The sequence below is a fragment of the Nocardiopsis kunsanensis DSM 44524 genome (genome assembly GCF_000340965.1).
GTDB classification, from domain to species: domain Bacteria; phylum Actinomycetota; class Actinomycetes; order Streptosporangiales; family Streptosporangiaceae; genus Nocardiopsis; species Nocardiopsis kunsanensis.
This window is the reverse complement of the sequence record NZ_ANAY01000020.1, coordinates 13,504-32,015: the sequence shown is the minus strand read 5'-3', so window position 1 is coordinate 32,015 and position 18,512 is coordinate 13,504. Positions and strand designations below refer to the sequence as shown.

The 18,512-nt window shown below is 70.2% G+C and carries 15 protein-coding genes; 10 read left to right on the top strand and 5 right to left on the bottom strand.

Translation table 11 applies throughout. From position 1 onward, the window contains the following. Nucleotides 1-69: 69 nt before the first annotated feature. Nucleotides 70-2,145, bottom strand: coding sequence for a prolyl oligopeptidase family serine peptidase (locus D456_RS0114355; RefSeq protein WP_026115885.1), 2,076 nt, complete (start codon nt 2,143-2,145; stop codon nt 70-72). 355 nt (nt 2,146-2,500) lie between these two features. Between D456_RS0114355 and D456_RS0114350 the strand changes: the two genes are divergently transcribed. Both D456_RS0114350 and D456_RS25665 read left to right on the top strand, forming a co-directional pair. Further along, complete coding sequence (locus tag D456_RS0114350) at nt 2,501-3,001, top strand: HNH endonuclease (RefSeq protein ID WP_026115884.1); 501 nt, start codon at nt 2,501-2,503, stop codon at nt 2,999-3,001. A gap of 115 nt (nt 3,002-3,116) precedes the next feature. Continuing rightward, entirely contained in the window at nt 3,117-3,323 is a 207-nt protein-coding gene (locus D456_RS25665; protein WP_026115883.1) for an FmdB family zinc ribbon protein, read from the top strand. A gap of 88 nt (nt 3,324-3,411) precedes the next feature. On the opposite strand, the gene ilvD is transcribed toward D456_RS25665, so the two are convergent. Both ilvD and D456_RS0114335 read right to left on the bottom strand, forming a co-directional pair. After that, nucleotides 3,412-5,274: a dihydroxy-acid dehydratase gene (gene ilvD / locus D456_RS0114340; RefSeq protein ID WP_083904588.1), complete on the bottom strand. Its 1,863-nt coding sequence runs from the start codon at nt 5,272-5,274 to the stop codon at nt 3,412-3,414. Between the two features lie 292 nt (nt 5,275-5,566). Next, complete coding sequence (locus D456_RS0114335) at nt 5,567-6,391, bottom strand: nuclease-related domain-containing protein (RefSeq protein WP_051049462.1); 825 nt, start codon at nt 6,389-6,391, stop codon at nt 5,567-5,569. Between the two features lie 169 nt (nt 6,392-6,560). Here D456_RS0114335 and D456_RS0114330 point away from each other — a divergent pair, with 169 nt between their 5' ends. Further along, nucleotides 6,561-7,988, top strand: a complete 1,428-nt coding sequence (locus D456_RS0114330; RefSeq protein ID WP_026115881.1) for an amidase — start codon at nt 6,561-6,563, stop codon at nt 7,986-7,988. On the opposite strand, the gene D456_RS0114325 is transcribed toward D456_RS0114330, so the two are convergent. Continuing rightward, a complete protein-coding gene (locus tag D456_RS0114325; protein ID WP_017576875.1) occupies nt 7,891-9,249 on the bottom strand; it encodes an MFS transporter in 1,359 nt (452 codons plus the stop codon). The two genes, D456_RS0114330 and D456_RS0114325, sit on opposite strands and share 98 nt — an antisense overlap. A 193-nt stretch (nt 9,250-9,442) precedes the next feature. Between D456_RS0114325 and malQ the strand changes: the two genes are divergently transcribed. Then, nucleotides 9,443-11,482: a 4-alpha-glucanotransferase gene (gene malQ / locus D456_RS0114320; RefSeq protein WP_017576874.1), complete on the top strand. Its 2,040-nt coding sequence runs from the start codon at nt 9,443-9,445 to the stop codon at nt 11,480-11,482. A 63-nt stretch (nt 11,483-11,545) separates the two neighbouring features. Next, nucleotides 11,546-12,199 carry an alpha/beta fold hydrolase gene (locus D456_RS0114315; protein ID WP_017576873.1) on the top strand — a complete coding sequence of 218 codons (654 nt, stop codon included), beginning with the start codon at nt 11,546-11,548 and terminating at the stop codon, nt 12,197-12,199. An 85-nt stretch (nt 12,200-12,284) separates the two neighbouring features. Here D456_RS0114315 and pepN read toward each other — a convergent pair whose 3' ends face one another. Then, nucleotides 12,285-14,834 (bottom strand): aminopeptidase N, encoded by a 2,550-nt coding sequence (gene pepN / locus D456_RS0114310; RefSeq protein ID WP_017576872.1) that lies wholly within the window; start codon nt 14,832-14,834, stop codon nt 12,285-12,287. Between the two features lie 157 nt (nt 14,835-14,991). Here pepN and D456_RS0114305 point away from each other — a divergent pair, with 157 nt between their 5' ends. The 5 genes from D456_RS0114305 to D456_RS0114285 all read left to right on the top strand — a co-directional run bounded on the left by D456_RS0114305 (nt 14,992) and on the right by D456_RS0114285 (nt 18,203). After that, a complete protein-coding gene (locus D456_RS0114305; RefSeq protein WP_017576871.1) occupies nt 14,992-15,615 on the top strand; it encodes a mycothiol-dependent nitroreductase Rv2466c family protein in 624 nt (207 codons plus the stop codon). 35 nt (nt 15,616-15,650) lie between these two features. Further along, nucleotides 15,651-15,806: a hypothetical protein gene (locus D456_RS27100; RefSeq protein WP_017576870.1), complete on the top strand. Its 156-nt coding sequence runs from the start codon at nt 15,651-15,653 to the stop codon at nt 15,804-15,806. Between the two features lie 142 nt (nt 15,807-15,948). Further along, entirely contained in the window at nt 15,949-17,370 is a 1,422-nt protein-coding gene (locus tag D456_RS0114295; protein ID WP_017576869.1) for an aldehyde dehydrogenase family protein, read from the top strand. 136 nt (nt 17,371-17,506) lie between these two features. Further along, entirely contained in the window at nt 17,507-17,650 is a 144-nt protein-coding gene (locus tag D456_RS27095) for a hypothetical protein (RefSeq protein WP_017576868.1), read from the top strand. 85 nt (nt 17,651-17,735) lie between these two features. Continuing rightward, nucleotides 17,736-18,203, top strand: a complete 468-nt coding sequence (locus tag D456_RS0114285; RefSeq protein WP_017576867.1) for a ribose-5-phosphate isomerase — start codon at nt 17,736-17,738, stop codon at nt 18,201-18,203. Nucleotides 18,204-18,512: the final 309 nt, after the last annotated feature.

The following is an 18,512-nucleotide window of genomic DNA, read 5'->3' as shown; positions in this document are numbered from 1 at the left end:
CGGGAGAAGCAGCGCTTCCCCCGGACGGGTGCCGGCCGCCTGTGTGCGGGGCCCCGCTCCGAACGCGCATCAGCCCAGGTGGTGGGCCAGGAACGCGAGCTGCTCGGCGTTGAGCGAGACCCGGCGGGTCACCGAGCGTGCGCTGTGGCCGACCTCCGACTCGCGCCGCAGCAGCACGGGACGCTCCTGAGGCTCGGCCGCAGTCGCCCACTGCATCTGCGCGCACAGCTTGCGCGCGTGCAGCGGATCCACACGGGTGTCGTTGTCGAAGACCGTGAACAGCGTCGCCGGATACCTGGTGCCCTCACGCACGTTGTGGTACGGCGAGTAACCCAGCAGCCACCCCAACTGCTCGGGATCGTCCGCGGTCCCGTACTCCACGTTCCACAGCTGCCCCAGACCGAAGCGCTCGTAGCGCACCATGTCCAGCAGCGGGGCAGAGCACACTGCGGCTGCGAACAGGTCCGGCCGCTGGGTGACCACCGCCCCGACCAGCAGACCGCCGTTGCTGCCGCCCAGCACCGACAGCTGCTCCGGTGTGGTCACCCCGGTGGCGACCAGGTGCTCACCGGCGGCGATGCAGTCGTCGAAGACGTTCTGCTTGCGCTCGAGCATGCCGTCCCGGTGCCACTCCTCGCCCTCTTCCAGGCCGCCGCGCAGGTTCGCGACCACATGGACACCACCCGACCTGACCCAGGCCAGCGCTGTCGGGGAGAACGCCGGCGGCTGGGAGATCCGGAACCCGCCGTAGCCGTACAGGATCGTGGGGCGCGGCCCCTCGTCCCCACCCGCGGGCGCCACCACGAGCATCCGTACCGGTGTACCGTCCGCGGACGTGTAGGCCACCTGTTCGACCTTCACCTCCGGGACCTCGATCTCACCGGGGGCGTGCGCCCATGCGGTGACCTCGCCGGCCAGGGCGTCGTAGCGGTACACCGACGAGGGGTGCGTGGTGTCGGTGTACCCGAACCAGGCCTCGTGCCCGCCGTCGCGGCGCTCCACGATCCCGCCGATGGTCCCCAGTCCCGGCATCTCCAGCGCGCCCAGGAACTCACCCGTGGCCAGGTCGTGCCGGGTGATCTCACTGACCGCGTGCCGGGCCCAGGCCACCAGCAGCTCGGGCCGGGCCAGGTCGGGCCCGTCCAGGATCGCGTAGTCCTCCATGACCGCCTCGGCGTCCTCCGGGACCAGTTCGGTCCAGCTGCCGGGGGAGGCGGGGTCGGCCGCACAGAGGCGCCCGCGCGGGGCACCGTGGTCGGTGAACAGGTACAGCCGCCCGTCCCGGCCCACGTACGGGCTGAGCGCGGAGTCGTCGTCCTTCTGCAGGGTCACGAACTCGGGGGTCTCGGGGGAGGAGGCCGCCAGGTCGGCCAGGCGCACTTCGGTGGCGGCGGAGGTCCCCAGGGAGGTGGTGACCGTCAGCCAGCGTCCGTCGTGGCTGAGCGCGGGCAGGTGGAACTCGGTCATGTCCCGGTCCTGGCCGAAGATCAGCACGTCCTGCTCGGCCGGGGTGCCCAGGCGGTGCAGGTAGACCCGCCGGTGGTAGTGCTCCTCGCCCTCGGGTACCTGGTCCGAGGGCAGCCGGCGCACGTAGTAGAAGGCCGAGGAGTCCGGGAGCCAGGCCACGGGGCTGTAGCGGCCGCGGTCGATGGGGCCGTCCACGACCTGCCCGGTGTCGATGTCGGTCACGCGCAGCACCGACTCCTCGTCCCCGCCCTCGGAGAGCTGGTGGGCGAGCAGGCGTCCGCTCGGGTCGACCTTCCAGGAGTCGAGTGTGGTCAGGCCTTCGGGATCGAGCGCGCCGGGATCGATGAGTACGCGTTCGCGTCCGTCCTCCTCGACCATGAGCAGTACGGCGTGCTCCTGTTCAGGGCCGCGGCGCATGAAGAAGCACCGCCCGCTGACGTGGGCGGGTGCTCCGACCGCGCCCGAGCTCATGAGGGCACGCAGGTGGCGGGCGAACCGCTCCCGGCCCCCGTACTCGGCGCTCGCGCGCGCGTAGAGGGCGTCCTGGGCCTCGGACCACTCCTTGGTCGCGGAGGAGTCGGCCTCCTCCAACCACCGGTAGGGGTCGGGGACGGTGTGGCCGTGCAGGGTCTCGATGAGGTCCAGCCGTTCGGCGGAGGGGTAGCGGAGTTCGTGCATGCTCCGCAGCTTATCCAGTCCTTCGGGGCGCTCCGGAAAGTGTTCGGGCGACACGGAATGGCCGCCGAAAACGGAGAACACGCGGTTTCGACCATGTCCGGAGTAAATTGGGGTGGCGCGGGGGTGGTCCGAAGCAGCAGACTGAATGCGGGACGCAACTCGGCGGAAACCACCGGGAGGTCCGTGTGGCAAGGCGAACAGAACTACCGGCCCTCGGGCCGGTACACGAGGAGATCTCCTGGTCGGCCGACCGGCCGGCCGGGGCTGAGACATGGCCGCCGGGTCCGGCGGCCAGGGTGAGACGATGAGCGCCCGGAACGGCGGGCCGATCGGCACGGCGCCCGGGAGAAGGCACGTGCTTCTGCTCAACGCCAGCTTCGAACCGCTCACGACCCTCCCGATGCGCAGGGCCGTCCTGCTCGTCCTGCGGGAGAAGGCGGAGATCGTGCACCGGGACGAGGCCGGGGCGCTGCTCCACTCGGCGACGAGGACCTACGAAGTACCTTCGGTGATCCGGTTGCGGCGCTACATCAACGTTCCCCGCGCTCGGAGAGTGCCGCTGACCCGAGTGGCACTCATGCGGAGGGACCGGCACATGTGCGGTTATTGCGGTAAACGTGCGGAGACCATCGACCACGTCATTCCACGCAGCCGCGGTGGTGCTCATGTTTGGGAGAACGTGGTGGCTGCTTGCAAACCTTGTAATCACCGAAAGGCCGACAAGTTCTTGGACCAGATCGGCTGGCAACTCAACGTCACCCCGAAGGTGCCCAAGGGCCCGCACTGGCGCTTGATCAACGGTGACATCCACGGCGATCCCCAGTGGGAGCCCTACACCGGACATCTGGTGGCCTGAGACGTGCGGGGCCGGCCACGTCCGCGTCCCGGCCGGTCCCGCACGGCGGCCCCGTCCTACGGAGTGCTGCCCGGGCCCCTGTCCGCAGGCCCCGTCAACGATCTATGCTCTGCCCATGCCGAGATACGAGTTCCGTTGCCGCGAATGCGGCGACACCTTCGAACTGAGCCGACCGATGTCCGGGTCGGACGACCCCGCGTCCTGCCCGTCGGGCCATGGTGACACCGTACGTCTGCTGTCCACGGTCGCCGTGGGCGGACGCGCAGCCGCCCCCGCGCCCTCCGGTGGCGGTGGGTGCTGCGGGGGCGGGTGCTGTTCCTGACGGCTCCGCGTTCAGCGGACGGGTCCCTGCCCGGGGTGGGGCCGGTCCAGGACGGACCCGGGAAACCCTGTACAGGGGCCGGGCGCCGTCACTTCTCGATCTGGGTCACGTCACGTGCGGCGCCGGTGTGGGCCGAGGTGGCCATCGCGGCGTAGGCCCGCAGCGCCGCGGTGACCGGGCGTTCGCGGTCCTTCGGGCGGAACCGGCCCAGTTCCTTGAGCAGCCGCTCGCGGCGGGTGTCGAGCTCGTCCTCGGGAACCTCCAGGCGGATCCCGCGGCCGGGGATGTCGATGGAGACGGTGTCCCCGTTCTCCACCAGGGCGATGTCGCCGCCCGCTGCCGCCTCGGGGGAGGCGTGGCCGATGGAGAGTCCGGAGGTCCCCCCGGAGAAACGCCCGTCGGTGACGAGCGCGCACGCCTTGCCCAGGCCGCGGCCCTTGAGGAAGCTCGTGGGGTAGAGCATCTCCTGCATGCCGGGCCCGCCCTTGGGGCCCTCGTAGCGGATGACCACCACGTCACCGGGGTCGATCTGCTTGTTCAGGATGCCCTCGACGGCCTCCTCCTGCGACTCGAAGACCTTCGCGGGGCCGGAGAAGGTCCACAGTTCCTCCTCCACGCCGGCGGTCTTGACGATCGCGCCCTGCGGGGCGAGGTTGCCGAAGAGCACCGCGAGCCCGCCGTCCTTGGTGTAGGCGTGCTCGTAGGAGCGGATGCATCCCTGCTCCCGGTCGGTGTCGAGGCTGTCCCAGCGGGTGCTCTGGGAGTAGGCCTTGGTGGTGCGCTTGCCGCCGGGCGCTGCGTGGAAGAGCTCGACCGCCTCGGGCAGCGGCGACCCGGAGGCGATGTCCCACTCGTCGATGAACTCACCGATGGTCTTTCCGTGCACCGTCGGCAGGCTGGTGTCGAGCAGGCCCCCGCGGGCGAGTTCGCCGAGGATGGCGGGGATGCCCCCGGCCCGGTGCACGTCCTCGATGTGGTACTTGTCCGTGTTCGGTGCGACCTTGCACAGGCACGGGACCCGGCGCGAGACCTCGTCGATCTCCGGCAGTCCGTAGTCGACACCGGCCTCGGTGGCGGTGGCCAACAGGTGCAGGATCGTGTTGGTGGAGCCACCCATGGCCACGTCCAGGGCCATGGCGTTGCCGAAGGCCGCAGGGGAGGCGATGGAGAGCGGCAGGACCGAGTCGTCCTCGTCCTGGTAGTAGCGGCGGGCAGCCTCCACGACGCGGTGGCCGGCCTGCTCGTAGAGGGCACGGCGTGCGGTGTGGGTGGCCAGGACGGTGCCGTTGCCGGGCAGCGCCAGCCCCATGGCCTCGGTCAGGCAGTTCATCGAGTTGGCGGTGAACATGCCCGAGCAGGAACCGCAGGTGGGGCAGGCGTTCTCCTCCATCTCGTCGAGCTCCTCCTGGGAGACGCTCTCGTCGGCGGAGGCGATCATCGGGTTGATGAGGTCGAGTTTCTTGACCTTGGTCGCGGTGCCGTCCACGACGGTGACCTTTCCGGCCTCCATGGGACCACCGGAAACGAACACGGTGGGGACGTTGAGGCGCATGGCGGCCAGCAGCATCCCGGGGGTGATCTTGTCGCAGTTGGACACGCACACCAGGGCGTCGGCGCAGTGGGCGTTGACCATGTACTCGAGGGAGTCGGCGATGAGCTCACGGCTGGGCAGCGAGTAGAGCATGCCGCCGTGGCCCATGGCGATGCCGTCGTCCACGGCGATGGAGTTGAACTCGCGGGGAACACCCCCGGCCTCGCGGATCGCGTTCGCCACGACCTCGGCGACCTCGCGCAGGTGGACGTGCCCGGGGACGAATTCGGTGAAGCTGTTGGCCACGGCCACGATGGGCTTGCCGAAGTCCTCGCGCTCCACACCGGTGGCGCGCATGAGGGCACGCGCGCCGGCCATGTTCCTACCGTGGGTGACCGTGCGTGAGCGTAGGGGCGGCATCGGGGAGGCTCCCATCGTCAGGGGTGATCGTTTCTCGATGGTAGTCCCCCGAGGGGTGTACTTTGGTCTCAGGTCCGGAGACAGGGAGTCCGCATCATGAGATGCCATCTCCGGGAGCACGCATTCCGTCACCGGTGGTCTCCCGGCGTCCGGCTCTCGGGCGGGGGCCGGAACGGGCTGGGGAGCCCGGGCGGTCCGGGGCGAGAGCGATGGCCCAGGACGTACTGAGGGCCCGGGACCACGTCATCGCGGTCGGTCCCGGGCCCGGGTCCCACGTACTCGTGTGCGGCCCTCAGTGACGGGCCGGCAGAGCCTTCTTCGCGGCCTGATGGATCTCCTCGATCTCGGTCTCGGTCAGCCGGTCCCGGCCGGTGCGCAGCCACTTGCGCACCTTGGTCCCGCTGATGATGTCCACGCCCCGCAGCCGGTGGCTGTCCCAGGACATGCCGGGCCCGTAGATGGCCAGGGAAGCCCGGACCTTGATGTCGCGGCCCAGCTCGGCGCTGATCAGCTCCTCCGCGCGCTTGGCCTCCTCCAGGGCCTCGTCGATGCGCTCGTTCTTGGAGAAACGCCCGTGGTAGAGCTTCTCCAGCTTGTTGCGCAGAGGCAGGCGCTTGTCCCACGACTCGGAGTCGATGGCGAAGGCACCCCGTCGGCCCACGATGAAGTGGTCGATCTGGCCGTTGCCGCCGGGGACGGACCGGGCGTGCAGCACCCGGTAGCCGAGCTGCTTCATCACCTTCAACTGGACTTCGGTGCGCCGTTGCGCCGAGGAGGGCTTGCGCCAGCGGGGGATCTCCGACTCCCTCCGGGAACTGTGGAGGGTCCAGACGACCATGGCGCCGATGCCCAGGGTCGCGCTCACCGCCCACTCGGAAGTGAGGAAGCCGAACACGACGGTGATCGCCACTGCCGTGCCGATGCGTACGCCCCACTTGCGGGCGGACATGTTCGCCAGGAGCGCGCCGTACACCGGTGCGCTCGAATTGCCCTGGCTCTTGCGTTGGTTGGGGAAGAAGAGGGTTCCGGGGTCATCTGGTTCCTGGTTCTCCGACGACTGTTCCGGGTCGTCCGATCGTGTTGCCGATTCCACGTCGGACAGATTAGTTCCATCCATGTTCGAGTCCTAGCGCATGACTTCTCACACGGTTGTTTCCTCGCTCTTCCGGGCGGATGCGTGTGTGAGCGGGGAAGCGGGGAAAGGTCATGTCTTCGTCGGTCTCTCCGGAGAAGTTGGGCGCCATCTCCGGTGGTGCCCCCTCTGGTGCCCGCTAACCTGAGACCCCATGACCCAGATCCACGATCTTCCGGCACACCGGTTGGCTGCATTGGTCCGTAGTCGTGAGTTGTCGCCTGTTGAGGTGACTGAGCACTTTCTGCGGCGCACCGAGCAGCACGATCCGGCCCTGGGTTGTTTTATTTCGGGCATGCCAGAAATGGCCATGGAGCAAGCCCTGAATGCGGAGAAACGGGTCATGGACGACACGCCGGAGCCGCTACCACCGCTTCTCGGGGTCCCGGTTCCGGTCAAGGACCTCGAGCCGGTCGCCGGTGCACCCCTGACACTCGGGTCCTACCCCTGCCGCGACACCGTCGCCCCCGACGACAGCGGACTCGCCACCCGGCTGCGCCGGGCCGGGGCGGTCCTGACCGGTAAGACCAACACCCCCGAGTTCGGCTCGAGCTGCCACACCGAGAACGATCTGGCCCCACCCACCCGCAACCCGTGGGACCCCACCCGCACACCCGGCGGATCCAGCGGCGGAGCGGCCGCCGCGGTCGCCGCACGCCTGGCCCCGGTCGCACACGGCAGCGACGGCGGCGGATCCATCCGCATCCCCGGGAGCGCATGCGGCGTCTTCGGCCTCAAACCCACCCGCGGCCGGATCTCCGGGGCCCCGAACCGGGCCGACCTGCTCGGGCTGTCCACTTCCGGCCCCCTGACACGCACCGTCGCCGACGCCGCCCTGCTGCTGGACACCATGGCCTTCACCGCACCCGGTGACCCGTTCCGTGCACCGGAACACGAGGGCAGCTTCCTCGACCACGTCCGGGACGGACCCGGCACACTGCGAGTGGGGACCTACTCGGGCACCGGAGCCGAGGGCGCACAGATCCACCCCGACGTCCGTGCCGCGCACGAGGAGACCGTCGCCGTGCTCACCGGACTGGGGCACGAGGTGGAAGAGATCCCCGTCCCCCACGACGTGCATTTCGGCGGCCACTTCGCCGAGGACTTCGGGACCCTGTGGTCCGCCATGGCCTCGGCCGCCCCGGTAGCGCCCGAGCACGAACACGAACTGACCGCCCTCAACCGGTGGCTGCGTGCACGGGCGCGCGAGACCCCGATGCCCCGGCTCGTCCGGGCGCTGGGCCGCCTGCAGCGGGGTGTGCACTCGTTCACGGCAGCCACCGCGCACCTGGACGTCCTGCTCACCCCCGTCCTGACCCGGCCACCGGTACCGATCGGGCACTTCACGCAGGAGGGCCCGGAACAGACCTTCGCGCTCATGACGGAGTTCGCCCCGTTCACCTCGCTGTACAACGTCTCCGGACAGCCCTCGGTCACCGTGCCCCTGAACTGGAGTCCGGCCGGTCTGCCCATCGGGTCGATGTTCAGCGCCCCTGCGGGGGGTGAGGGGACACTGCTGGCGCTGTCGGCCCAGCTGGAGCGGGCCCGCCCGTGGACCGACCGGGTTCCGCCGGGCCTCTGAGGGCCCCGTCGGCAGAGCCGCTCCCGCCGTGCCCACCGGTGTCCTCGGCCACGCCTGGCCGGGCCTCGCTCGGCGGGCGCACGAACAGGCTCAGCCCCGACGCGGCCAGCAGACCCAGACCGGCCCCCGCCACACCGCCGGCGACCCCCAGGGCATCGATCATCGCACCCACAGCCGGACTCGCCAGCGCACCGCCGGTGCCCAGCGCGGTCGCCATCCACCCGAAAGCCTCCGAACGCCGGTCCGAAGGGGCCAGGTCCCCGATGCGGCCCATGACCGCGGCCAGCAACGGGGCCAGGGTCATCCCGGACAGGAACAGCAGAGGCAGGACCAGCAGCGGGGTCGGCAGGTGCAGCACCGGAGGCATGAACGGCACCAGCAGCATGAGCCCCGCGGTCGCCGCGAGACTGCGCCGCACCAGACGGGGACTTCCGGGCAGGGCACCGGCGATCGCCCCACCCACGAGCGAACCCAGGGCCCAGACCGAGGCAAGGACCATGACGTACTGCGGTGTGTTCAGTTCGTTGGCCCAGGCCACGATGGTCAGGTCCATACCGATGACCCCGCCCACGGCCAGCAGGGCCATGGTGAACAGCAGAGCCAGCGCAGGGACCCGGATCAGACTACGGCGCCGGCCTCCGGGCTCCTCGGCACCCTCCTCCACCGGCGCCGGGCCCGTCACCCGGGCACGGCGCAGGGCCAGGAAGAAACCGACAGCACCGGCCAGAGCCAACACCGCCAGCATCAGCATCGCCGCGCGGGGCCCGGCCCAGGTCACCACGGCTGCGGTGACGATGGGGGAGAAGACGAACAACAGCTCCTGGGTGGTGGCCTCGGCGGCGTAGATGGCCTGCCGCTCCGGGCCACGGGTCAGACGCGGCCACAGCCCGCGCACGATCTGGTTGGCCGGACTACCGAAAACACCCGTCACCAGAGCCAACGGCACCGCCATCCACCACAGGAACGCCGGAAGGAGCGCCAATGTGACCATCCCGGCCGCGAACACCACACCGCACACCATGACCAGGCGATCGCTCCCGCCCCGGTCGGCCATCCGTCCCCGCAAGGGGCCCACCAGGGCCATCCCGAGCGTGAAGGCGCCCGCCACCAGACCCGCGTAGCTGTAGGTGCCGGTCCAGTCCTCCACGAGGAAGGTCACCGCGATCATCTGCCCGGGCATGTAGAAACGTGCGGCCAGCGACCAGACCAGCAGGGACAGGACGTGGGGAACACCGAAGAGACGGCGGTAGTTGGTCAGCACCCTCCCACTATGCAGAGCGGCCACAGAATCGGCCAATGCGTTTTGCGGGAAGCACATCCCGACCTCCCCTCCACGCACGGCCGGCCCAGAACGGCGCCGGCCCGGGGATCCGGACGGACCCGGAACCGCGTTTGGGCCCACGCCGGTGTCACCTCCCGTGTGATCGGGGCCCGGTGGGGCATGATCGGTTGCTGTGAGGGACGTTCAGCTGGCCCACCTGGCCGAGCAGTACGGAGTCGCGACCGAGTACGAGGACTGGCGCGGGCGACGGGTCGCCGTGAGCTCGGAGACCGTCCGCGCCGTGCTCACCGCTCTGGGAGCGGACACCACCGACCCGGAGGCCGCCGCCCGTGCCCGTGCACGGCTGTTGCCCCCGGCCGTGGTCGTGCGCGAGGGCAAGGCGCCCGAACTGGCACTGCCCGACGGCGCCCACGGCACCGTGGAGACCGTCGACGGTGCACTGCTGCCCCTGGGCCCCGGCCTGCCCCTGGGCGCGCACACCCTGCGGGTGACCGCCGCCGACGGCGAACACCAGGCACCCCTGCTCGTTGTGCCCGACCGGCTCGAACCCACGGCACTGCGCCGGAAGAGGCGCCTGTGGGGCCTGACGACCCAGATCTACAGCGTGCGCTCCCGTGCTTCCTGGGGTACCGGGGATCTGCGCGACCTCGCTGAACTCACCGACTGGAGCGCACGCGACCTCGGAGCCGACTTCACCCTGGTCAACCCGGTGCACGCCACCGAACCCCTGCCGCCGGTGGAGCCCTCCCCGTACCTGCCGGTCAGCCGCCGGTACGCCAGCCCGATCTACCTCCGCATCGAGGACGTACCGGAGTACGCCCGCCTGGACCCGGCCCAACGCGAGGGCATCCAACGTCTGGCCCGACCGTTGCGCGAGAGGGGACGCACCGCCGACCTGCTCGACCGCGACGCCGTGTGGGAGGCCAAACGCCAGGCTCTGGAGGTGCTCTTCCAGGTCCAGCGCGCCCCCGGACGCGAAGCCTCCCTGCGCACCTACCTGGAACGCGAAGGACGCTCCCTCGTGGAGTTCGCGACCTGGAACGCCCTGGCCGAGGAGTACGGAACCGACTTCCGGGCCTGGCCCGAACACCTGCGGGACGTGAGCAGCCACGCCGTCGGACAGGAGGCACTGCGCCTCTGGCCCACCGTGGAGTTCCACCGGTGGCTGCAGTGGCTGCTGGACCAACAGCTCGCACATGCCCACCACGCCGCCGTCGACGCCGGTATGGCAGTGGGCGTGGTCCACGACCTCGCATCCGGTGTACAACCCGGCGGCGCCGACGCGTGGATGTACGGCGACGCGCTCGTACCCGGACTGCACATGGGTGCTCCCCCGGACGGGCCCGACCGGCGCGGGCAGGACTGGGGCCGACCGGTCTGGCACCCGCGCCGCCTGGCCGAACTCGGCTACGCACCCCTGCGCCAGATACTGGGCCAGGCTCTGCGCCATTCCGGCGGGATACGCACGGACCACGTCACGGGGCTGTTCCGGGTCTGGTGTGTACCCGAGGGCGCCCCGCCCGACCAGGGCACCTACATCCACTACGACCACGAGGGCACGGTCGGTTCACTCCTGTTGGCCGCGCACCGCGCCGACGCCGTCGTCGTCGGTGAGGACCTGGGTTCTGTCGAGCCGCGGATCCGGGAACACCTCGCCGACCGCGGGGTCCTGGGCACCTCGGTGATGTGGTTCGAGCAGGACCCCGAGGGCCGGCCCCCGTCCCCGGGCCGGTGGCGCACCGACTGCCTGGCCACCGTGGCCACCCAGGACCTGCCGCCGGTGGCCTCGTACCTGTCCACCGAACACGTCGAACTGCGCGACCGCCTCGGCCTGCTGGAACGCCCCGCCGCGGAGGAACGCGCCGATGCCGAGGAACAGGTCGAGCGCTGGCGTTCCGTGCTCGTGGAACTCGGGCTCCTGGAGGCGGACGTCGACCCCGTCGCCGACCCGGCCGCCGTCGTGGCGGCCATGCACGCCTATCTCGCCCGGACCCCGGCACGCATGGTCGGGGTGGCACTGACCGACGTGGTGGGGGAGCGCCGGATGCAGAACCAGCCCGGCACCACCACGGAATACCCGAACTGGCGTATCCCGCTCACCAGCGTCGAGGGCGAACCCGTGCTCGTGGACGAACTGCTCGCCGACCCGCGCATGGTCTCCCGTATCCGTCGCACGGTGGGCCCGGTCGGCGGGGACGGCCAGATCCTGTGATCGGTCCGGCCCCGGCCACGCGCACACCGTGACCTGAGTCACCACGCGCTGTAGTTTTGGGGGATGAGCACCGAACAAGTGGTCTTCCTCCACGGACTCGGCGCGGGGCCCGACTCGTGGGAGGCCCAGATCGCCACCCTGCCGAAGGGGTTCTCGGGGACGGCCCCGCGTATCAGCGGACTCTCCGACAACGGCGGAGCCGAGTTCTCCTTCTCCGGGGCCGCGGCGGAGATCGTGCGTGGACTCGACCGGCGCGGTATCGAACGGGCGCACGTGTGCGGCCTCTCGATCGGGGCGATGCTCGCGCTGCGGACCGCCGTCGACCACCCGGACCGGGTCGCCTCACTGGTGCTCTCGGGCGGTCAGGTCAACCCACCGCAGGTGGTCCTGCACCTGCAGTCGGTCCTGACCCGCGTCCTCCCGGCCCGGGTCATCGCTCCCAACGGGATGAGCAGGCGGCGTGCGCTCGCGGCCCTGGAGGAGGTCTCCCGTGTCGACCTCCGAGCGCAACTGCCGGGGGTCGAGGTCCCCGCCCTGGTGCTGTGCGGGTCGTGGGACCTGGTGAACCTGCCCGCGGCCAGGGCCACTGCGGCGGGACTGCCGAACGCACGGTTGCGGATCGTGGAGAGCGGCGGGCACGAGCTCAACGTCCACAAACCCGCGGACTTCGCTGCCGAACTCGCCACGTTCTACCGGGACGAGGTCTCCTCGCCCTGACCACTGGTCGCCGACGAGACCCGGGAACAGGGCGGCCGGCCGGGCTCTGCCCCGGTGGGGAGGGCAGAGCCCGGCCGGCCGGTCCTCAGGCGCGGTCGAGACCGGCCGCGGTGTCGGCCGCACGGGCCCGCAGGGCGCGGACCACGCCGGCGCGCCCCTCGACCAGCAGGCGCCGCAGCGCCGGGGCCGGGTCCTCCTTCTCGAGGTAGGCGTCCGTGCGCTCCACGGTGGACTCCTCCACCAGAGCGCTCGGGTACATCATCTCCGCGAAGCTCTGCGCGAACTCACCCGTCCAGCTCTCCCAGGCCGGCTGCAGCTGCGCGAAGTACTTCTCCACGTACGGGCGCAGCAGCTCCCCCTGGTCCGGCTCGGTGAAGCCCAGCAAGGTGGCGCGGAACTCGGCGTTGGCCAGCTCCGAACCCACGATGCGTTCCCATGCGGCCGCCTTGGCCTCCGGTGTGGGGATCGCCGCCCGTGCACCGGCGGCGTGGCGGGCGCCGGTCGCCGTCGGGTCCTTCTGCAGTTCAGCTGCGATCTCGTCCTCGCCGGCCTTGCCGCTGGTGACCAGACGGCGCAGCAGGGTCCACCGCAGGTCGGTGTCCACGGTCAGGCCCTCCACCGCCAGCGCACCGTCCAGCAGACCGCGCAGCAGCGACAGATGCGTCTCGCTCACCGCGGTCGCCGCCAGTGCGTTCACGTACGCCAGCTGCAGATCGCTGCCGGGCTCGGCCTCGTTCACGAGCTGCTGCAGACGGTCGGCGAGCTGCTTCTGGCCGACCGGACGCCAGTCCCGGTCGGCGTAGTTGACCAGAGCACCGTGCGCCTGGCGCAGCAGGGTCTGGGCGACCATGACGTCATCGACCCCGTCGATACCGGAGATGACCAGGCGCACGTAGTCGCGGGCGGCCATCTCCCCGTCGCGGGTCATGTCCCAGGCGGCACCGAAGACCAGAGCCCGCGGCAGGGACCGGCGGATCCGTCCGGCGCTCTCGACGACGGTGGCCAAGGAACGCTCGTCCAGGCGGATCTTGGTGAAGGTCAGGTCGTCGTCGTTGACCAGAACCAGGTCGGGGCGTTCCAGGCCGACCAGCTCGGGCACCTCGGTCCGAGCGCCGCTGACGTCGAGCTCCACGCGCTCACGGCGCACGATGCCCTCGTCGGTGCGGTCGTACAGGCCCACGGCCAGGCGGTGCGAACGCAGCGTCGGGTACTCGGGGTCGGCCTCCTGCAGCACGGCGAACGAGGAGAACGTGCCGTCGTCGGCGACCTCGAAGTCGGGGCGCATCGTGTTGACACCGGATGTCTCCAGCCACTCGCGCGACCAGCCCGACAGGTCGCGGCCCGAGGCCTCCTCCAGGTGCTTGAAGAGGTCCTTGAGCTCGGTGTTGCCGAAAGCGAACTCCCGGAAGTAGGCGCGCACGCCCGCGAAGAAGGAGTCCACACCCACGTAGGCCGCCAACTGCTTCAGGACCGAGGCGCCCTTGGCGTAGGTGATGCCGTCGAAGTTGACCTCGACCGTCTGGATGTCGGTCATGTCCGCGGCGATGGGGTGGGTCGAGGGCAGCTGGTCCTGGCGCAGCGCCCAGGCCTTCTCGACGTTGGCGAAGGTTGTCCACGCCTCCGTCCACCGGGTGGCGTTGACCTGCGCGTACACGCTCGCGTAGGTGGCGAAGGACTCGTTGAGCCACAGGTCGTCCCACCAGCGCATCGTCACCAGGTTGCCGAACCACATGTGCGCCATCTCGTGGAGCAGGGTCTCGGCACGGCGCTCGTAGCGGGCGTCGGTGACCCGGGAGCGGAAGACGTAGTCCTCCAGGAACGTGACGGCGCCCGCATTCTCCATCGCGCCGGCGTTGAACTCGGGCACGAACAGCTGGTCGTACTTGCCGAACGCGTACCGCACCCCGAAGAGCTGGTGGTAGAAGTCGAAACCGCGCTTGGTGACGTCGAACAGTTCCTCGGAGTCCAGGTGCTCGGCCAGGGACGCACGGCAGTACAGGCCCAGGTCGATGCCGTCGTGCTCGTCGCGCACCACGTGGTAGGCCCCGGCGATGAGCCCGGTGATGTAGGTCGACATCGGCTCTGTCGGGGGGAAGTGCCAGCGCACACGCCCCTCGGTGCCGGTCTCCTCGCGTGCCGCGTCGGGGGCGCTGTTGGAGATGACCTCCCATTCCGGCGGGGTGAACACCGTCAGTTCGAAGGTCGCCTTCAGGTCGGGCTGGTCGAAGCACGCGTACATGCGGTGTGCGTCGGCCGTCTCGAACTGGGAGTACAGGTACACGGCGTCGTCGACCGGGTCGACGAAACGGTGCAGGCCCTCACCGGTACGCATGTAGGCGGCGTCGGCCACGACCGTGAGCTCGTTCTCGGCCGCGACCCCGGGCAGGGCCAGCCGCTCCCCGTCGAACAGTTCGGCCGGGTCCAGTTCCCGGCCGTTCAGTGTCGCCGAGAGGACCCGCGGAGCTGCCAGCTCGATGAAGGTCCGCGCACCCGGTTCGGTGCTGGAGAAGCGCACGACCGTGGTGGACCGGAAGGTCTCTTCCCCGGTGGTCAGGTCCAGCTCCACGGTGTAGGAGTCCACACTGAGGATGCGCGCTCGCTCCCGAGCCTCGTCCCGCTTGAGGTTGCCCGCCACGCCACGCTCCTTCCACGGCCGCCGTCCTCGCCGGCCGGAGATCTCGTTGTCGGTAACGGATCGATCCTGCCACGCGCAGGTGAGGAATGCGCAACCGATCGGTCGGGTTGCCACCGAGGAGAAACCCCTGTTGCGTGTCTGAATCGAGGAGTGAGTGATGAGCGAGGCCGCCGAGCAGCGGACCACCGTCGCCGACATGTGGTTCGACCCCCTGTGCCCCTGGGCATGGATCACGTCGCGTTGGCTGGTCGAGGTCGAGCAGGTACGCCCGGTGAAGGTGCGCTGGCGTGTGATGAGCCTGGCGGTGCTCAACGACGGCCGCGACCTGCCCGCCGAGTACCAGGAGCTCATGGAGCGCTCCTGGGAGGCGGTGCGCGTGTGCACGGCCGCCGAGCAGCGCTTCGGCCCCGACGTGCTGGGCCCTCTCTACACGGCGATCGGCACACGCTTCCACAACCGCGGTGAGGCCAAGGACACCGCCACGTTGAAGGCCGCCGTGGCCGAGGCGGGGTTGCCCGAGGACCTCGTGGAAGCGGGGCGGAGCAGCGAATACGATGAAACCCTGCGCGCCTCGCACGCCGAGGCGATGAAGCTGGTCGGGGAGGACGTGGGCACCCCGGTCGTGCGGGTGGAGGACGTGTCCTTCTTCGGCCCCGTCGTCAGCCCGATCCCCCGGGGGGAAGAGGCCGGCAAGCTCTGGGACGGGGTCCGTCTCGTGGCCGGGACCGACGGCTTCTTCGAGCTCAAGCGCACCCGCACCCGCGAGCCCGTCTTCGACTGACCGAACCGCTGACCCACCCGAAGGGACGATCCGCCGTGTCCGGACCCGATGAGGACCGTGTCGTCGATCTCATCGACGACCTCGACATCCTGCCCGACACCACCAGCGACGAGCACGGGACGGGTTGGGGCGACGCCGACGACGACAACACCGCCCGGCTGCTCGAGGATCGCCCTCCCCACTGGGGCTGAGTCGCGCCGCCGGGCCCGGGCCGCGGTACGCCCGGACCCGGTGGTACGGGAACGGCGTGCCTGCGGCCCGGCCATCGGTAGGAGCACCTGTACGCCTCCGCGAACCTGGCCAAAGTTCCAGAAGCTCTGGGACAGTGGGACCATGCGTTCCCTCTACATCGACGGCGCCTGGACGGGCTCCGCCTCCGACGAGGCTCTCGAAGTCCTCGACCCGGCCACTGAACAGGTCATCGACACCGTCCCCGCCGGAACGGCCAAGGACGTCGACAACGCGGTCGGGGCCGCAGTTGCCGCCTTCCCCGCCTGGTCCCGGCGCCCCCACGGACAACGCGTCACCCATCTGGCCAAGGCCCTGGAACTCTTCGACGAGCGCGCGGAGGAGATCGCCGCGCTGCTCACCCGGGACATGGGCGCCCCCGCCGGTTTCGCCCGCAAGGTGCAGGCCGGACTGCCCCAGATGATGTTCCGGACCTACATCGACCTGGTGGAGGAGCACGGCGAGCGCTACTTCGCCGGCGAGCGCGTCGACAACTCCCTCGTGGTGCACGAGCCCGTCGGTGTGGTCGGTGCGATCACCCCGTGGAACTACCCGCTGCACCAGATCGTGCTCAAGGTCGTCCCGGCCCTGCTCGCCGGCAACACCGTCGTCCTCAAACCCAGCGAGGTCGCCCCGCTCAGCGCCTACGCGCTCGCCGAGATCTTCGACGAGGCCGGGCTGCCCGAAGGGGTGTTCAACCTCGTCTCGGGCACCGGTCCGGTCGTGGGCGAGGCCATCGCCGCCCACCCCGAGGTGGACATGGTCTCCTTCACCGGATCCACCCGGGCCGGCACCCGTGTCTCACAGGTCGCGGCCGAGACCGTCAAACGCGTGGCTCTGGAGCTCGGCGGCAAGTCCCCGAACGTGATCCTGCCCGATGCCGACCTCGCCCAGGCCGTCAAGCGCGGGGTCGCCGACGTCATGCGCAACACGGGGCAGAGCTGCAACGCCCTCACCCGCATGCTCGTCCACCGCGACGTCTACGAGGAGGCCGTGGAACTGGCCACCTCCTCCGCCGCCAAGTACGCACCCGGCGACCCCACCGACGGCTCCACCCGCATGGGGCCGCTCGTCTCCGCGGCCCAGTTGGAGAAGGTGCGTTCCTACATCGAACTCGCCGGTGCTGAGGGCGCCCGTGTCGTGACCGGCGGCGCCGAGCCGGTCGAGGGCCTGGAGCAGGGGTACTACGTGAGCCCCACGGTCCTGGCCGATGTGCGCAACGACATGCGTGTGGCCCAGGAGGAGATCTTCGGTCCTGTTCTGGCCCTGATCCCCTACGACACCGTCGAGGAGGCCGTTGAGACCGCCAACGACACCGTCTACGGCCTCAACGCCGCGGTCTGGTCCGGCGACCCCGAGCAGGGGCTGGCGGTGGCCCGGCGCCTGCGGGCCGGCCAGATCGAGCTCAACGGCGGTGCCATGAACCCCAAGGCACCCTTCGGTGGTTACAAACGTTCCGGTAACGGCCGTGAGTGGGGACTGCCGGGCCTGGAGGAGTTCTGCGAGACCAAGGCCGTGCAGATGTAGGCCCCGGACCCGGTGTGTGCTCGTTGTCACGCCTGGTCGGGAGGCGGTCGGGGAATCGGACCCGGTTCAAGCCGCGTTCATGAGTATGGAAAAATCCCGACTGGTCCTTCCCGGTCGAACCCAATCGAGGTGTGAGTTGAGTAACAAGCCCAAGGTCTCCAAGGCCGGCCCTCTCAGCAAGGACGTCAAGTCCGTCGTGCTCTACAACATGATCTCCGTGGTCTCCCTGGCTTGCTTCGCCGCCCTCGGTCTGAGCGTCGCCGCCGCAGCGGCCGCTTGAGCCAGGTAGGACCGGAACGCCGCGCCCCGTCCCACTGAGGCGGGGCGCGGCTCCTTGTGCGCCCATGACCTGCCAGACTGGGGCCGTGCGTGTTTACCTTGGATCAGATCATGCGGGCTTCGAGCTCAAAGAACACCTCGTCTCCTGGCTGAAGGGGCAGGGCCACGACGTCGTGGACGCCGGACCGGCGGCCTTCGACGCCGTGGACGACTATCCGCCCTTCGTCCTCCGCGCCGCCGAGGGCGTGGCCGGGGACCCCGGGTCCCTGGGCCTGGTCATCGGCGGCTCCGGCAACGGTGAGCAGATCGCCGCGAACAAGGTCGCGGGTGTCCGCGCCGCCCTGGCCTGGAGCGAGGAGACCGCGAAGCTGGCGCGGGAGCACAACGACGCCAACGTGCTCGGTATCGGCGGGCGGATGCACTCCCTGGACGAGGCCACACGCTTCGTCGAGGTCTTCCTCTCCACGCCCTACAGCGACGAGGAGCGCCACACCCGCCGGATCGCGATGCTCTCCCGCTACGAGGAGAACGGCGAGCTCCCGCCCCTTCCCTGACCCCGCCGGACGACCCGCGCCTCGTGCTGCCGGTACGGGGCGCGACCTGTACCGGCCGTGGACCCCGTTCGCCCCGCCGAACCACCGCCCGCTCCGGGCCGAGCCGGGCGCCTGTGAGACTCTGGTCCGGGGGCGACCGTCCCTGCTCCCGCCCCTCCTCGGAAACACCCGGGTTTAGGCCGAACCGTTAACCTGGGTATCGGGGGTCGACCCTGCCCACCGCGCGTGCTTGGTCGGCATCCTCCGCGCTACAGTTCGTGCACGACCGCGGCCCCCTCATGGCCGCGACGCGGCGAAGACCGCGGGCAC

What these genes read in the sequence shown, in the direction of transcription:
- D456_RS0114305 (WP_017576871.1), top strand. Translation starts at nt 14,992, where the DNA reads ATGAGCGAGGCCGCCGAGCAGCGGACCACCGTCGCCGACATGTGGTTC.
- D456_RS0114295 (WP_017576869.1), top strand. Translation starts at nt 15,949, where the DNA reads ATGCGTTCCCTCTACATCGACGGCGCCTGGACGGGCTCCGCCTCCGAC.
- D456_RS0114315 (WP_017576873.1), top strand. Translation starts at nt 11,546, where the DNA reads ATGAGCACCGAACAAGTGGTCTTCCTCCACGGACTCGGCGCGGGGCCC.
- D456_RS25665 (WP_026115883.1), top strand. Translation starts at nt 3,117, where the DNA reads ATGCCGAGATACGAGTTCCGTTGCCGCGAATGCGGCGACACCTTCGAA.
- D456_RS0114330 (WP_026115881.1), top strand. Translation starts at nt 6,561, where the DNA reads ATGACCCAGATCCACGATCTTCCGGCACACCGGTTGGCTGCATTGGTC.
- D456_RS0114355 (WP_026115885.1), bottom strand. Translation starts at nt 2,145, where the DNA reads ATGCACGAACTCCGCTACCCCTCCGCCGAACGGCTGGACCTCATCGAG.
- ilvD (WP_083904588.1), bottom strand. Translation starts at nt 5,274, where the DNA reads ATGCCGCCCCTACGCTCACGCACGGTCACCCACGGTAGGAACATGGCC.
- D456_RS0114335 (WP_051049462.1), bottom strand. Translation starts at nt 6,391, where the DNA reads ATGGATGGAACTAATCTGTCCGACGTGGAATCGGCAACACGATCGGAC.